The sequence below is a fragment of the Parasedimentitalea psychrophila genome, from assembly GCF_030285785.1.
Lineage (GTDB): Bacteria > Pseudomonadota > Alphaproteobacteria > Rhodobacterales > Rhodobacteraceae > Parasedimentitalea > Parasedimentitalea psychrophila.
On record NZ_CP127247.1, the window covers coordinates 3,093,025 to 3,109,067 of the forward strand.

12 protein-coding genes are annotated in these 16,043 nt (G+C 59.1%); 2 read left to right on the forward strand and 10 right to left on the reverse strand.

Going from position 1 to position 16,043, the window contains the following annotated elements; all coding sequences use genetic code 11:
• Positions 1-105: 105 nt before the first annotated feature.
• The 3 genes from QPJ95_RS15070 to QPJ95_RS15080 all read right to left on the reverse strand — a co-directional run bounded on the left by QPJ95_RS15070 (position 106) and on the right by QPJ95_RS15080 (position 2,872).
• Positions 106-870: a phosphodiesterase gene (locus QPJ95_RS15070; protein WP_286018282.1), complete on the reverse strand. Its 765-nt coding sequence runs from the start codon at positions 868-870 to the stop codon at positions 106-108.
• Between the two features lie 468 nt (positions 871-1,338).
• Positions 1,339-1,803 (reverse strand): FAD-dependent oxidoreductase, encoded by a 465-nt coding sequence (locus tag QPJ95_RS15075; protein ID WP_270916946.1) that lies wholly within the window; start codon positions 1,801-1,803, stop codon positions 1,339-1,341.
• Between the two features lie 556 nt (positions 1,804-2,359).
• Positions 2,360-2,872 (reverse strand): TetR/AcrR family transcriptional regulator, encoded by a 513-nt coding sequence (locus tag QPJ95_RS15080; RefSeq protein ID WP_270916947.1) that lies wholly within the window; start codon positions 2,870-2,872, stop codon positions 2,360-2,362.
• Positions 2,873-2,955: 83 nt separating this feature from the next.
• Between QPJ95_RS15080 and QPJ95_RS15085 the strand changes: the two genes are divergently transcribed.
• Positions 2,956-4,044, forward strand: coding sequence for an alcohol dehydrogenase family protein (locus tag QPJ95_RS15085; protein ID WP_270916948.1), 1,089 nt, complete (start codon positions 2,956-2,958; stop codon positions 4,042-4,044).
• 62 nt (positions 4,045-4,106) lie between these two features.
• On the opposite strand, the gene QPJ95_RS15090 is transcribed toward QPJ95_RS15085, so the two are convergent.
• From QPJ95_RS15090 to QPJ95_RS15100, 3 genes are all read right to left on the reverse strand, one after another.
• Positions 4,107-4,367, reverse strand: a complete 261-nt coding sequence (locus tag QPJ95_RS15090; RefSeq protein ID WP_270916949.1) for a hypothetical protein — start codon at positions 4,365-4,367, stop codon at positions 4,107-4,109.
• Between the two features lie 96 nt (positions 4,368-4,463).
• Entirely contained in the window at positions 4,464-5,168 is a 705-nt protein-coding gene (locus QPJ95_RS15095) for a CpXC domain-containing protein (protein WP_270916950.1), read from the reverse strand.
• Between the two features lie 22 nt (positions 5,169-5,190).
• Positions 5,191-10,752 carry a hypothetical protein gene (locus QPJ95_RS15100; protein ID WP_270916951.1) on the reverse strand — a complete coding sequence of 1,854 codons (5,562 nt, stop codon included), beginning with the start codon at positions 10,750-10,752 and terminating at the stop codon, positions 5,191-5,193.
• 232 nt (positions 10,753-10,984) lie between these two features.
• Here QPJ95_RS15100 and QPJ95_RS15105 point away from each other — a divergent pair, with 232 nt between their 5' ends.
• A complete protein-coding gene (locus tag QPJ95_RS15105) occupies positions 10,985-11,413 on the forward strand; it encodes an META domain-containing protein (RefSeq protein WP_270916952.1) in 429 nt (142 codons plus the stop codon).
• Between the two features lie 50 nt (positions 11,414-11,463).
• Here the strand turns inward: QPJ95_RS15105 and QPJ95_RS15110 are convergent, their stop codons facing one another.
• From QPJ95_RS15110 to QPJ95_RS15125, 4 genes are all read right to left on the reverse strand, one after another.
• Positions 11,464-12,591: a primosomal protein N' (replication factor Y) - superfamily II helicase gene (locus QPJ95_RS15110; protein WP_270916953.1), complete on the reverse strand. Its 1,128-nt coding sequence runs from the start codon at positions 12,589-12,591 to the stop codon at positions 11,464-11,466.
• Positions 12,592-12,664: 73 nt separating this feature from the next.
• On the reverse strand, positions 12,665-13,831 hold the full coding sequence (locus tag QPJ95_RS15115; protein WP_270916954.1) for an SPFH domain-containing protein: 1,167 nt from the start codon (positions 13,829-13,831) through the stop codon (positions 12,665-12,667).
• A gap of 16 nt (positions 13,832-13,847) precedes the next feature.
• Positions 13,848-14,837 (reverse strand): DUF2927 domain-containing protein, encoded by a 990-nt coding sequence (locus QPJ95_RS15120; RefSeq protein WP_270916955.1) that lies wholly within the window; start codon positions 14,835-14,837, stop codon positions 13,848-13,850.
• Positions 14,838-14,840: 3 nt separating this feature from the next.
• Positions 14,841-16,031, reverse strand: coding sequence for a toxic anion resistance protein (locus QPJ95_RS15125; RefSeq protein ID WP_270916956.1), 1,191 nt, complete (start codon positions 16,029-16,031; stop codon positions 14,841-14,843).
• Between the last annotated feature and the right edge of the window lie 12 nt (positions 16,032-16,043).

Genomic DNA, 16,043 nt, shown 5'->3' on the forward strand with positions numbered 1-16,043 from the left:
TCGTTGAGCTAGCAAAAGGGCTTTGTTGATGGCGTGGAACCGTTGTCAGGACGGCATCAAAATGGGCCTGAGATGTTGTCAGCTGGCATGGTTTCGTCCCTGTCGTCAGAACAAGTATAGTTTGTCATTTTCCAACACTTCAACCTGGTGCGTGACCAGCCCACCATCTGTCGTCCGGTGGTGGAGCTGGAATTCCGGGTTGGTAAGGTGGAAACCGGACGATTTCTTGAGCGTGAGATCCAGCGCCAGCCGCATACCGCCCGCAGAAGGGGCCGTACTGACAACCGTTCCACGCCATTGGGTATGGGCGGTCAAATGGATGTGCCCGCAGAGAATACGCTCGATGTTGGGAAATCGTTCTACAAGCCCTTCCAACAGGTCAGCCCCTTGAAAACCATCCTCATCGGTCTCCAGCACTCCGAATTTCACCGGTGGATGATGCATGAACAAGACTGTGGGCCGCTCCGGTGCCTCGTTCAGCCGTGCTTGCAGCCAGTCGGCGCGCCTTTGGCAGATCTCGCCGCCAGGAGCGCCCGGTTTGGTGCTGTCCAGGCCGATTAGGCGGATGTCGTGGTCTTCGATCACATAGTGCAGGAATTCTTCGTCTTGCGCTGGGCAGGTTGACCCCGAAAACACTTTGGCCAGCGTTGTTCTGTCGTCATGGTTTCCGGGCACCACATGATAGGGCATTTTCAGTGGGTCCAATAGATGCTTGGCCTGTGCGGCCTGTGCGGCCGTGCCGTCATGGGTAATGTCCCCAGTGATCAAGGCCACGTCGGGCAGCGGATCGAGTTTGTTGAGGCAGCTCACAAGCTGCGCCAATCTCTCACTGGTCGGCGCGACATCGCATGTTTTTCGGCCCGGTTCCACAATGTGGGGGTCGCTGATCTGTGCGATTAGCAAGAGGAGTTCGCCTCTCCGTGGCTAAATTTCGGCATCCGTCGCCTCCCTAAATTTCATCAGTTTGCTGAACTACGCCCAACAACAATTGCTTGGCGAGCGCTTTGGCACAATCAATTCCCCGCTGGCAATTCGGCGCTGGCAATTCCAGGCTGGCGCGCAGCGATATAACAACAACCCTAACATCACTACCCATCGAGCTTAAAACACTTTGCGGGCACGGGTTGCGAATTATCCGCATGCGGGAGGGGCCCGGGGCAGGAGCCCAGAACAGGAGCCCAGAACAGGAGCCCAGAACAGGAGCCTGTCTGTTTCATATTGCGTCATGGTGCCACCTCGTGTTGCTTTGATTGTCCCCAAAGCTGGTGGAGAACAGCTCTGGGGAATAGCCAGGGGGGCAACATTCAATGCCGATTGACACAGACTATTTTCAACCAATTACAGAGTTACAGGCCTGTTCCAAGCACCCCGAAAGCCGCCCTCTCGCCCATTGCCAACTCGCCTAGCGAGCGTGTCAATCAGCGCGGTTGGCCCACCGACGATACGTGCCATTCCATCTTGTCCGGGCAGAGGCTGGCGTTGCGGGGGCGGTCCACATCCCAAGATAACAGCGTCACCTTGGTTAAACTGCTCGAAGGTTTTCAAGCCAAGTATTTCGAGCCATCGAGCGACAACGGGTTGATGCTTTGGCCAAACCCAGGTTGGCCCAAGATCGGCAAGTGCTCGGTTGGTCACCGGTTGCCGCAAAGCGCGAATGCGGCCGCCGATTTGCGCATCCGCTTCGACAATCTGAACGCAAGCGCCCGCATTTTGAAGAGTTACGGCTGCTGTTAGCCCGGAGAGCCCCGCACCTATCCGGAGAGCCCCGCACCTATGATGACGATGCCCAAGCTTATACCTCAATTGTTTTGACAGTGACCGAAATCAAGAATTCGGCCACTGTTCGTCGGGAAGCACTCTGCGTCCAAACCATCCCGTTTTGCAAGCAATCCCGGCGGTCAGATCGGGAATGGCCAACAGGCCTCATTTCTGCGCAGGCCAAGGTGACGCGACAGCGCGCCGTCCAGTACTGCGCTAAGACGGCGATCGAATTCCGCTGGATCAGTAGGGGCTTCGCCAGCGGCAATCCTGGCCTGGTCCAACAACAGATGCGCGGCAACTTTCCGGGAGACACCGCGCAGGTAATATTGTTGCTAAGGGGCCGCCAAAATGGACCACGGGCGCTGTTGGGAAGCCGCGCTTGCCCTGCGGCGTGAGCGCTCTCTGGCGCACCATGGCAGCAATATATTGCTTTAGGAGCATTTCAGCTTTGCACGGTATTGTTCCAATCGGGACTGAGTTTTGAGCAAATTAGGCGTTAGTTTTCATCCGGGTAAGGCACTGATTGGCCCTGAAACGACAATTGGCGGCAGTGCAAAGGCCTGTGTCCAATGCTTGCGATTTTCGGTGTCCTGTCGGACTAAATTTCAAGTTTTCGCAGGCCACGTCCCAACAGTTTCGCGCTTTCCACGGCGGCGTCTCGATGCAGCGCCCAAGCTTGAGTGAGACCTTCCAGGATAACTGAAATTTCAATCTCACGCCCGACAAGACCGGTGACCTTGGCGGCGCAAGTGGCCACTTCGGTCTTGTGGCGTTCAAGTAGCTCTCGAAGTCGGGCGCTCCCAGGCTCGGCTGCCACCGCGCCGTGAAAGAGGCACCCATGCGCTGTCTCGGTTTCCATCCAATTCCCGACGCGATTGAGCAGCGCGTCGAGTGCTGCGTTGGGGTCATCCGGCATGCCGTCGAAGACCTTTGAGAGGTAGCGCCGGTGGCGATGTTCCAGGGCTGCCAGCACCATTTCTGATCGGGACGGGGTATATTTGTACAACGTGCGAAGGCTTACGGAGGCTGCGTCGCGGAGGTCTTCGACGTTCGGCTCGGCGAAGCCGCGGCTGGCGAATGCGCGTTCCAGCCCGGCGGCGATCTTGGTCATAGTATCAGTCATGATTGACATTGGTAGAGAGGTCCCTCTACCAATGCAAGTAGAGGAAACATTCTACATGCGGAGTTTTGACGATGACAGTTCCCGACACGATGAAAGCCATGGTCCTCACCGGTCATGGCGGGCTCGACAAGCTCGAATGGCGCGACGACGTGCCGGTGCCGGAGCCGCGCGCAGGCGAGGTGCTGATCCGCGTCGGCGCGTCGGCGGTGAACAACACCGACGTAAACACCCGCACTGGCTGGTATTCCAAGAGTGTGCGCGGCGACACTGGTTCGGCCGCGCAGGAGGGCTATGCGGGCGCCTCTGACGCCGATGGCGCGTGGTCTGGCGCGTTGTCCTTCCCTCGCATCCAGGGCGCCGATTGCTGCGGAGTGGTGGTCGCGGTGGGAGCGGGCGTGGAGCGCTCGCGCCTGGGCGAACGGGTGCTGGTGCGGCCGATGTATCGGCCGAACGGTTATCGGCCTGACGGTGCGGGCGACCCTGATGCGTTGGAGACCTTCGGGTCGGAGCGCAACGGGGGCTTCGCCGAGTTCACGACCATCGGGGACAAGGAAGCGGTCTGCGTCGACAGCCCGTTGTCAGACGCAGAGCTCGCCTCCTTTCCCTGCGCTTTCTCGACCGCCGAGGGCATGATCCAGCGCGCCGGGATCGGCGCGGAGCGCGTGCTGATTACCGGCGCCTCGGGGGGCGTCGGCTCAGCGGCGGTGCAGCTTGCTAAACGTCGCGGCGCCCATGTCACAGCGGTAACCAGCCCGTCAAAAGCCCGCGCGCTGGAGGCGCTCGGTGCCGACGCCACGCTGGGCCGCGACGAAGCCCCGCCGCAGGACAGCTTCGACGTCGTGCTCGATCTGGTGGGCGGCGCGCGCTGGCCTGCGCTGCTCGACGCGCTGTCGGTCCGTGGCCGCTACGTGACCTCTGGTGCCATCGCTGGACCGATCGTCGAGCTCGACTTGCGCAGCCTCTATCTTAAAGACCTGACGCTTGTGGGCAGCACGCGGCAAGACCCGCGCGTTTTCACCGACCTCGTGGGCTATATCGAGGCGGGAGAAATCAGGCCTGTCCTCGCGAAAACCTACCCGCTGCGCGATCTGCGTGCAGCACAGGAAGCGTTTCTCGAAAAGTCCCATGTGGGCAAGATCGGGATCATGATCCCCGACTGACGCGAATCTGTCCTGTCTTGGCCTGGCCTATCCGGTCCTGGCACAGTCCACGGCGGCGGGCGCTATAGATCAAACAGCCAGTCGTGCATGAACGCTGCGAGGCTTGGGCTGACGTCTTGTGCCTTTTCTTCGCAGGCAACGCAGCGCGAGCCCAGAACGCTGCGCAGATTATAATGGCGGTTCTTGCACATGCGGCCCGAGAAGAAAAAATCGGTGCCAGCCTTCAGGGCTCGGGGTCGCGTGCGGGGATAATTCATCCATTCCGGATGGCCGGCAAGCTTGGCCTGTCTTTTGCGCTGACCTTCTTTGTGATGTTCCGCCATGGCCGCAGTATCCAAAACCGCCGCGGCGGATTCAACCGCAAAATTGCCGCCGCCACAGCGCTGTACACCGTCGCCCGATGGCCTGTTTCTATGCGGTCAGGCGGATTTGCGGCCCTCGCCCATATAGAGCTTTTGCATATCGACAAAGGCGCCGTTTTCCAGCCGCGCCCGCATGGCCTGCCAGCCGGTGGGATTGGCCAGTATCGCCCCATAGAGAGCCTTTGGCACGTTCAGGTCCTCGATCGGTTTTTCAGAGGCGGTTTCCAGCCAACAGAACACATAGGCGTCATTGTCCTCGTCCGTATCAACCAACCGCAACTCGACACCCTCGGCCAGAGGCACCGATGGAACGCTGCGCAGGATGTGCAGTTTCATCATTTCAATGATGACATCGTCCAGATCATGTTCGCGGATCAACAATTTTTCGCGCACAGCGGGCCAGCCAAATGTGACGCGCATGGTAAGGTCCTGACCGACCTGCTGGGCGGCCTGGGGCGCCTTGACCCCATAGCTCTCGGCAAACAGCAGCGCCGCGTCGTCCTCGACTTGCAGGTGATCGCGCATCCGGTCCGCTGGCATCGCGGCAATCCACTGGCCGCGCCCGACATCCAGATAGTTGAACTGTGGTTGCAGGCGAAAGCGTTCCTGACAGGCGCCGCATTCAATGTCCTGAAAGCGGTCCGCCAGAATATCCTCTCGCAGATCGGGGCGGCGGTCGGCATTGACGCTGCCAACGGCCATCATGATAACGGGGGCCTCGCATTTCGGGCACACCAGGTTTACGGGCTGGAAAAGAGACATTTATCAATGACCTTTCAAAGGGCTAAAGTTTGGCTAACCAACTGACAGCAGGGTGGTTTGGCTTTAGCTTTCCGGAATAATAGGCGGCGTACATTTCCGAGAACCACTCTCCCGGTGCGCGGAACTGATAGCCTGTGATGCCTTTTGGCCGTGCGTCCAGCAGGTAAGAGGTCCAGGTGTTGGCGTAGCTCTCCTGATAAACCACACCGTCAATCGCAATTTTTTTGGCGCCACTCATGCTGGCCCAGGGATTTGCCGATTCAGAGGCGGCCTCGATATGTGCCCGCACCTGAATGCGCCGGCTCTCCCATTCTTCGTCCGAGCAGGCCTCGTCGCTGGGTTTGGCGGGGGTATACGGGTTTTCCTTATGTGCCAGATAACTGGTCACATAAGATTTGTCGTATTGGAACTTTTTGGCGATTTTGTCAGCAATGACAGATGTATCGGCGCCGTATTCGGTCCAGCCGCCATAGTCCTTGCCGCTGCCATTGCGGGTCATAAACCCGGTCTTGTCGTCAACCGCATGTCCGACCTCATGCATTGTGTTCCAGTTGAAGAAGGTGACAGGGTCGTCATTGGCCGGTTTGCATTTCTCTAACTCGGCGCGTTCTTCTGGCGTCGCGGCGTCCTCCAGACTGCCCACCGCGTCTTCTCCGGCCAGTGGCCGGGCCGAAGAGGTCGCCGCATCGCCTTCGTGCATCACAATGCGCTTTTCGCTGCCGTCATACAGCGAGCCGCCATCCTTATGTTCATTGACCGCAAATTTGCTCATCGAGTCATTGTCGAGAGTATGGTCCAGTGGCAGATCCTGCATCGCCTTGTAGAAGGCGACAATGTTTGGCCCCTGCAGGTTGTTATCCTCAATTTTGCTGCCGGGGGCCAAGTTTTCCTGGCTGAAGTTCTTGATGTCACAGCCGAACCGGGCCTTGAACGCGACCTTCACGACCGCACGCTGAGCCTCGGGTTCCAGATTATCAATCATAGCGTCAAGTTCAGCGGTGCCGTTCGGGCGTGACAGGATTTCCTCGATGTCCTTGGGTTCGGGAGGGGTATTTGCCCGCATTTGCGCCATCACAAAGGCGCTGGTGCCAATGGCGCGCACTTCTTCCAGCAGTTTGATCGCCTCAGGTGGTTTGCGCGCCTCCATTTGCGCCGCCGCATCGACCAGTTTCTGGCGAATTGCGTCGATGCTGGGTTTGATCGCGTATCTGTGCTCATGGCCTTCCAGCTCGGCCAGCCGCGGTTCCACTTCCGGTTTGGCCCGAAGATCTGTGTAGTCCTTGTGCTGATCCGCCAGCGCCAGCGCATGCCCAATCATCACGATGGCGGCTTCTATATCGGCGCTGACTTTATCAAAGTTCTGTCCGGTTTTGGCCGTCGTTTCGGCGCGCGCCAACAGTTTTTCGATCTCGGCAATATCTGTCGTCACATAGGCCGTTTCACCATGTGTCTTGACGGCGCTCAATGCGGTCTGTGCCCGGGCGATTTCCTGCACAAGGAAGCCATATTGCGACATGATCTCATCCGCTGCGTTGCAGGCCTCCAAGGCCGCCAAAAGATGCGCCTTGGCCTCTTTTGCAGCCAGCCCGTCCTGTTGGCAGCTGTCGATTTCCGCATTTGCCAGATCCAGATATTTCTGTGCAATATCAGCGTTATCTTTGCTGGCGATGAATTTGATAGACAGTTTTGCCAGTGCCACTTGCGGCCACCAGAGGGCGCTGTCTTCGTCCCCGCCAATGGCCGCGTTCACCGCCTCCAGAAGTGCGTGGTTGCCGGCCGTCTTGATCGCATCTTCCGCAGAGGCCGCCAGTTCATCCGCCATGGTTTTTGCGGTTGCATAGTCGCTGGGGGCCAGCTTGACCAGATTGCCATATTTGGTTGTCAGCCGGATCAACTGGGCGGCAATGGCATCCGCATGTTTGTGACCCTGCGCCTCGTCCAGCTTGTCTTTGGCCGCCTTTCGGGCCGTTTCATAATCGGAAGATCCTTTGATTTTGACCAGCAGAGCCTTGGCCAGCGTGGTGATCTGCAGCAAGGCCTTGGTCGCCTGAGAATAACTGTTTTCGGTCAGGTCAGTTTTGGTTTCGTCGACTTTGGTCGCTGCAAGCCGGTCTTCGATGTCCTTGATCAGCGCGGCGGTGGCGGCGTTTCTTTCGCCGTCCAGCAGTTCCGTTGCGGCCTGCGTATCGGTCAGAGCCGGGTGGTAAAGATCGGCCATCGCCACCAGCGCTTTGCAGGCCGTTATCTTTTGATAGGCGTTCGCAAACACCCGCTGGGCTGCCGAATAGATATGCTCGGTTTTCAGCGTCTGATATTTGGCAAAATCGACATCTGCCCGAGCAACCTGATGGGCGCCTGCTTCTTTTCCGGGCCCGATAAGCGCCGCCCTCGGGACCTTGAAATACGGGTCTTCCCAGCCGAGCACGGTTTTGAGTGTTGTCATGTCTTCTGCAGTGGGGGCCTCCCAGTCGGTGGCCGCTTTGGCCTTGGCCGCGGCCGCTTTGAAATCGCCGCCGATCTGCAGTGCGGCGCCGTCATCCAACAGCGTTTGGATCTCTGTTATCCGGTGGGCAAGCTGGGCAGCAACCGCGCCGCCCTCGGTGGTGATCGAGGTAATGATCGCGGTGGCGCTGGTGCGGAGTTTCACGATCTGCTTGTGAACCTCTCCATCGGCGCGGGCCTGATCCCAGATTTTTCGCGCCGCGGCCAGCTTGGCTTCCGCCGCTTTGTAATCATAGGCTTCGGGCTTGGTCAGGTCATCAGCCTCGCCGATCATTACGTTGATATTGTTGATGTGAGGTTGCAGGCAGCTGTCCACATTCAGCGGCGCCAATGCCACTACCTGAGTGCCCAGCGAGAGTTTGATATCCGCATAGGCCCGATGCTGGTGGACCAGCACCATGGCCAGTTTCAGGTTGGCAATGGCGCTGTCCAAATGTGCGCGTGCATCATCGTGTTTCTTTGCCTTATGGGCTTTTTCGGCCTCCATTGCGGGCACTTGTGCCTTGGCGATAAAGGCTGACAGGTCATTCCCAACGTCGGCCGCCAGCACCTTGTCGCGAATGTCGGTAAAGACCTTGAACGCCGGGGCCCATTTCTTTTTCGACTTGTCCAGCGCGGCTTCGTCATGCAGCGCATCAATGTCAAGATCGGCTTCCGCCGCCGCCTTGGCGTTGTCCACCCGTTTTTCGGCGTCAGCCAGGGTGGAATTTGCAACGGTGAAATCACACTTCAACGCCAATAGCGCCGCCTCTGTCATCAAGGCCTTGGCGGCCTCGATCAGTGACGCGGCCTGCGGCACGTTCTTCAGCGCTTCAATTTTGCCCTGAACGGAAATACGTTTTTCTTTGTATGATTTACAGCTGTTTGCCTGCGCCAAACTGGCGGGCCATTGGGTTTCGGTCGTTGCCAGAACAGCAGAGGCAGTGGAGAATTTATGCAGCGCCGCCTCGGCCTTGGCCGCCACCAGATCGGCCTCCATTTTCAGGATCATGACCTGGATGCCCGAGGCCCCATCATGGGCTTTGAAATCGCGCAGCTTGGTTTCAAATGTCAGCAGCTTTGGCGGGTATTGCTGGACCGTTGGAATTTCAGATTTGAGATGCGCAATTACCGACCATATTGGGCTAAGCTTTTGACTGGAAACAGAATAGTCCGACGTTGTCGCAATGTCAGACCCGGCATAGCAGCTGTCTAGCTCTGCCAGTTTGGCGGCGATCAGCTGTTTGATGTCGACGGCCAAACCGGCCCAGTGATCAATCCAGTCCTTTGCAATGGGCCGGTTTTTTTCATAAGACGCCTTGAGCTCTTTTACCGTCGTGGTGGTTATGAAGATCTCGGCAATTTTGTCGAGCTTCTTGATGCCGTCCTTGAACTTTTTGGCGGCGCAATCCAGCTGAGCCGCATCGTACAGGCCTTCCATTTCCCGGGCCGGATCATCAACCGCTGCGGCGCCAGTCACCTTGCCGCGATCGGTGTCCGCCTTGATCTTGCGGTCGCCGTCAATTGCGGCAAAATGGGCAAAATCATCGGCCATGATTTCAGTGATCGCAATAACGGGTTCTGCGGCGGTCAATTCGTCGGTTGCTGCTTTCAGCGCATGGGTTTTGGATTTCTCAATTGCAGCGGCGCGAATATCCGCGATCTTTGTTATTTCCGGCGCAATTTCCGACGAGCCAGATTTCGGGTGGCTGGTCAGCGGCACCAGCCTCAGGTCAAAAATTGTCAAAGCCTTTTGGAAACCTGTCTTGGCCTGCGTTTCGGTGGCAATTGCCCGCTTTATTCCGATCAGCGCTTTTTCACCGATATCCAGTTTTGCCGCACTGTCTGGTGTCGGCGTCGCCTTGGCGTCTGATACCAATTTGGCGATTTTTTGAAACGCGCTGTTCCAGGCCTCGGGGGTTTGGCTAACGGCCTCGGCTATCAGGCTGTTGTAGCTGGCGATCGGGCCGTCGGTCAGGGATTTGATCTCGGCCTCGATCCGCTGGATCTGTTCGGACAGATCGAGTTCGGGGCTATCGCCTGCAACCTCCGGCGGCGGCTCCTGGTCAGAGGGGCCTTTTTCCGGTGCCGACGGCTTTGGGGCGGTCAGTGTTTCGCCATCTTCGCTGGCCGCTTGCAGGGGGGCCGGCGCCGGTTCTTCGGGACGTGTTTCGGGGGCCGCTTGCCGAGCTTCGGAAATGGACTTGGCCAATGGCCCGACGGCCTTGAGTGCGGTTTCGAAATCAGGCGGTGTGGCCGATACCTTGGCGTTTATCAACGCCCAGACTGCCTGGATTTTTTTCGATTGCGGTGTCCCTAGGGCCAATGCCTCGGCCACCAGCGGCGTCAATTTTGTCGATGCCTGCTGCCATTTTGCTTCTAGCATTGCCTGGCGCTTGGCCAAAGCGGCAGCGTCCCTGGCCGCAGTCTTCATCGCATCGGATAATTTACCAATGAAATCAAGCGCGGTCTTGTAGGCGCCGGTTTTTGCCTTGCCCTGAATGGCAGCCCAAAGGGCATTCACTTGCGTCAGGTCTATGCCGGCGATGTTACCCAGCTTTGCCAGATTGGCCTCTACCTTTGTCGCCGCAGTTTTCCATTTTTCAGCCAGTGGATCGGGCTGGTCTGACGGTGCTTCGGGCGCCTCTGCGGTGTCTTCTGCTGTCTCGCCTTTTTGCGGTGTCTTGGGGCTGGGGGGCGTGCCAGGACTGGTCGGGGCCTGATCCTTGCCTACCTCGGCTTCGTCTTCATCGGCGTCCGACTCAATCACCTGGCCACTGGGATCCAGCACGATGATGTTGAACTTGAGCCCAACAACCATGAACAGTTTTCGCGCCTTGCGGGCAAATCCGGGCAGAATTTTACCATCAATGGAGACCGAGAGATCTTTTCCTTTGAGTGTCAACCGCCCAAAGGTGAAAAGCGCCGTCTCGCCATCTGCTTTGGCCTGCTTTCCCAGTATCTTAGAGGCTTTTGTTTTGTGAAGAATAAAAACCGAATTCTCGATTTTCTTACCAAAGCACAGACCAAAGGCAAGCTCTCGCTTTCGCGCCAATGCGATCTGTTGTTTGATTTCTTTTGCGGCAGATCCATCAAGAGACATTAGGGCTATCCCGACAATTAAAAAAATGTAAAAATTTAAACACAAGCGTCGCTGCGCCTTCGAGCGTCGCATGGGGCCGGGGTTTCAGCAAGAATTTTTTCCGCTGATCTGGCTTGGGTCGAGCCCGCAATATATCGGGGCAATGATGTGAGGTTCTATTGATTTCTCTAGCACCCGGATATGGCAAATGAATAAACGGCGCAAAGTTTGGGCGTCGGTCATTGTGGTTTTTTTGGGATTTGGCGGCAGTGGATTTATCAGCGGCTCATTTGCATCGGATAAAGGGAACGGACCGATCGGAGATATTCCAATGACATTACCCACGGTAGAAACCTTCGACGGGGCCTGGATTGTTGAGAAAGTGACGGGCGTTGATCTGACAGGGTTTGACGCGCTGCGGTTTGATTTTGACGCGGGCACGCTGTATGGATCCGCGCCCTGCAGAAGCTTTAAGACGAGCTTTGGGCCGGATGTTCAAAACCTGATGTTTGCCCCATTGCAAATTGGTGGCGGGTTGTGTGACGAGCAAACAATGATCACCGAACGCAAGTTTCTGCAGCGAATTGGGCTGGTCAATCGTCTGGAAATTGACGCCGACAATCAGCTTGTCATGTACGCCTCAGATGAGCCAATGCTCTGGGCCACGCGCCTGACCGAGTAAGCCTGATCAGAGAGATCGGGCGCTGCTGGATCAGATAAGGCGGCTTTGCCCTATTGTTGGGCCGCCAGATATCCAATGCCACCGGCGATAATCAGCCCCAGCGCAACAGCTGCCGCAATTTTCCAGGCGGAATAGGGACGTTCGCCCTGAACCCGGCCAGATTGGCCATTGACCACAAACCGATAGGTTTTGCCGCGGTACTTATAGGCCGCCAGCCAGACCGGCAGCAGCACATGTTTAAAGGTCACATCGGCGATTGCAGTGTCGATGTCGTGAATGCGCTGGCGGTCGCCGCCGATGTCAAAGCGCACATCGCGCTCAATCACCCGGTCCATCTTGGCACGCGCTTGGGTATATCCGTCCTGCAGTTCCACCGCATAGGCCTCGGCCCGGAACCCGGCCAGATACTGCGGCTGATAGCGTTCCATTGCCGACAGATCCCAGGGTTCCAGTGCTTCGGTGTATTTCTTGGGCAGGCTGTTGGAGGCCAGCACCAGCACATCGTCAAACCAGCGCTGCACCCGGCCCGAGGCCGGTCGCCAGCGGACCTTGGCCACTTGGCGGCTCTGGCGCTTGCCATTCACCATCTTGGTCTCGGTGACATAGTAGACGGTGCCGCGCTGACCTGAGTAGCTGGACTTGGTATCCGCATCAAAGGTCCAGTAGGGCACATAGATCCCCTGCATCTTGCGGCCCTTACGGGCATATTCCTTCAGCCCGTTGGGGGCGAACCACAATCGCCCCAGCCAGCTGGCCATTTCCTTATGGGCGCTGCGCTCATCGACGCCAAAGGGCAGCACGCCCTTGGGCTTGATGTGGCGGTTTTCGCCGGTGTCCACCACCACCGGGGTGGCGCAAAACGGGCATTCCTTGGCATGGGTGGCAGGGTCGAATTCGACCTGCGCGGCGCAGTTGGGACAGGCCGAGACTCGGGTGATCTCAATCTCGGCCGCGGGCAGGTGCTGTGCCACGGCGGTGTCGAAATCCAACTCGCGCAGGCTGGCCGCCTGCCAGGGCCCGGCGCCAATCTGCTCGGCATGTCCACAGTGAGCGCAGCTCAGGCTGCGGTTGCCAGGGTCATAGCGATAGTCGCCACCACATTGCTCGCAGGGAAAGCGGTGGCCTTCTTTGGGTGCTTCGGAGGCGGCTGGTGGTGGCGGCGGAGGGGATGAAGACACGGCGGGGCTCAAATCTGGAACAGGTGAAAATTGAGTTCTGCCCGCCGCAGGGATGCGTTGGCGGGCAAGGCGGTCAGCCTGCCGGGGCAGGGGGCGGTGGGGGGGGCGGCAGAATGGTGAACAGCTGCGCCAGTTCGGTGACCTCTCCGGCCCGTTTCCAGCCGTCCTGTCCGGGTGTCCAGACATGGGTTTCGCGGTTGAGACCGCCCTCGGCGGCCATACGCCCCAGCCTGGCCTTGGAGAACGGCCCGCTGGTTTGGCCGTTTTCGGCCAGATGCCAGACGTGCTCGACGGGCGGCGGCGGTGGCGCCAGGGGGGCGGCAACCGGAGCCGCCTGCGTTGTGGTTGCGGCGGCAGCGGGGGCGGGGCGGGCGCCCCAGGGACCAGCGGCCTGACCCGCTGCCATGGCCTGCGCCATGCCGATACCCATGCCCATTCCCAAACCGGCCCCCATGCCACCGCCGGGGTTTTGCGCGGCGGCGGTCATCGCCTCGGCGGCGGAAAACTGCGTGTAGCGGCCCAGATCGCCGACAATGCCCATCTGGGTGCGCCTGTCCATCGCCGCCTCAACCGCCGGTGGCAGCGAGATGTTTTCGATATAGAGCTCGGGGATCGACAGCCCATAGTCGGCGATGGTGGCGGAAATCTCAGCCGCCACCAGCTTGCCCAGATCAGCCGTGTTGGCCGCCATATCCAGCACCGGCAGGCCCGAGCCGGCCACCACCCGCGAAAACTCTTGCACGATGATATTGCGCACCTGAAACGAGATCTCGTCCATGGTGAATTCGCCATCAGTGCCGACAATCTCGGTCAGGAAACGGGCGGCGTCAGAGATTTTGACCGAATAGGTGCCAAAGGCCCGCAGCCGGATTGGGCCGAATTCGGGGTCGCGGCAGATGATCGGGTTCTTGGTGCCCCATTTTAGATCATTGAAGCGGGTGGTATTGACGAAATAGATCTCCGATTTGAACGGCGACTGAAAACCGTGGTGCCAGTGTTGCAGCGTTGTCATCACCGGCATGTTGTTGGTCTCAAGCATATAAAGACCGGGGGTAAAGACATCCGCTAACTGGCCCTCGTGGATGAACACCGCCGCCTGTCCGCTCCGCACTGTCAGCTTGGCACCATATTTGATCTCATGGTCTTCGCGTTCAAACCGCCAGACCATAGTGTCGCGGCTGTCATCGACCCAGTGAATGACATCGATGAATTCACCGGTCAGAAAATCAAAAATTCCCATCGTGCTGGTCCTCTTCTTAATACGCGCGGGGCAGGTCCTCAGCAGGCAGCCCCATCAATTCATTGGCAATGACGCGGGTGATCGGGCGGGCCTGCGCGGCGCTCATCCCGGGGTGCAGTCGCGCATCGTATAACAGGGTCAGTAGCTTTTCGTCATGGCTGGTCAGCAGCGCAAATTCATCGTCATCGTTAAAGATCGAGGGCCGCGCCCGGGGGCTGTCATTGCGCAGCCCCAGCCCCTGCGCGACCTCCTCATGGACACAGCTTTGCCGCACCAGATCCGGGTGCTCGGCGCGGATCAGCGCCACGCCCCGGGTATAAGACAGCGGATCCTGTTGCGGCCCGCCAGCCAGTACCAGACAGTAAAAACTGCGCGGAGGGTTGGCAAATATCTCCAGATTTTCAGCGCTGATATTGGGCAGGATCTGTTGCAGCCGCGCCCGGATGAAATCGCTGTCATCCTTGCCGGCATAGATCACATGAAAATTGCCGCGCCCAGTGGTGGCGGTGATGGGATGGCCGGTGATACGGGCCAGCCGATCCGCATAACTGGCCAGAAATTGAGTGTCCTGCTGACGCTGCATCGGCGGTACCGAGGGGCCAAATTCGGCCTTGATACGCACCGGGCCGGGCCAGCGGCTCAGCCCGCCGGCGCCGCTGCTGCCACTGCCGGCATATTCGTCGAAAAAGGCGATGGCCTCAAAGTTGCGGACCAGTTTATCTGCGTTGTAAGGCGTGTCCGGCCCGCCGCCATCTATGCGCAGCAGGCCGCGGGTCAGCAGATCCTGCTGCAGCACCGCATAATAATGGACCAGTTGTTCGCTGGCAGCCGAGCGTGGCGGCGGCGCCAGTTCTTGCGGCGGCGGCGGTGCCACCGGGGTGGTCTGTGGCGGCGGGGTGCAGGCCAGCAGCGCCGCCAGTCCAACCAGACCGGCGATGACACCCGGTGACTTGCCCGGTGACTTGCCCGGTGATCTGCGCTGTTTATTTTCTCCGCCCTGACGCATCAATCAGCCCGGCACCGAGGTGGCCGCGGTGTCGCCAACCGCATCCTGACGCGCCCTGGCCGAGGCAAGGGTATCGCGCAGCTCGCCCTCCATCTTGGTCAGCTCCCGGGCGGCGGCGGCGCGTTGGGTCTTGCCCTGATCGGCAATCGCCAGACTGTCCTGAATGGTGCCGATCAGATCGGCATTGGCCTGCTTTACCGCTTCGATGTCGAACACACCGCGCTCCATCTCCTCGCGTATTATCTTGTTGCTGGCGCGCAGGTTGGCGGCATTGGCGGTCAGCAGCTCATTGGTCAGGTCATTGGCGTCGCGCACGGCGGCGGCGGCCTCGGCGCTGCGCTGGATGGTCACCGCTTGGGCCAGCTGGGTCTCCCACAGCGGCACCGTATTGACCAGGGTCGAGTTGATCTTGGTGACCAGCGATTTGTCATTTTCCTGCACCAGCCGGATCGAGGGCAGCGACTGCATGGTGACCTGACGGGTCAGTTTCAGATCATGCAGTCGGCGCTCCAGATCATCGCGGGCCGCGCGCAGGTCGCGCAGCTCCTGCGCCCGCATCACCTGTTGACCCTCAGCTGCCGCCGCCAGCTCAGCCTGCTGGGCGGGGATGGTGCTGCTATCCAGCTGGCTCAGCTTTTCCTGACCGGCGGATATATACAGGCCCAATTCGTCATAGAACTCCAGCGTCTTGCCATAGAGCATGTCCAGCGCTTTGATGTCCTTCAGCAGGCTGTGCTCGTGGCTCAGCAGATTGTCGGTGATCTTGTCGATCTGCCCCATTACGGTTTCATAGCGGGCGGTGAACTGGGCAAAGGGCGCCGCCTTGCCGATCAGGCGCTCCCAAAAGCTGGGCTTGCGCCGCACGTCCAGTTCCGACACCGAGAAGCCGCGAATGGCGGTGACCATGTCACGCAGACTGTCGCCGGCCGGGCCGACATCCTTGTTGCGCACATCCGCCAGCATCGCCTGGCTGATCCCCTGCAATTCCGCCTGCGCCGCCGAGCCAAACGAGATGATCGAGTTGCTGTCGCCCATATCGATCTGATCCATGCGGGCGCGGATGGCGTCGCTTTTGGCGGCGTCGGCTTGCTCCAGCGTCTGAATTTCGGCCACGGGTTCCGGCAGCACGATGGCTGTGGTTTCTTTGACCAGGCTTTCTGCTTCGGCGGCTTTCTGCTTCACACTCTCGGACATAAAGGCTTCCCT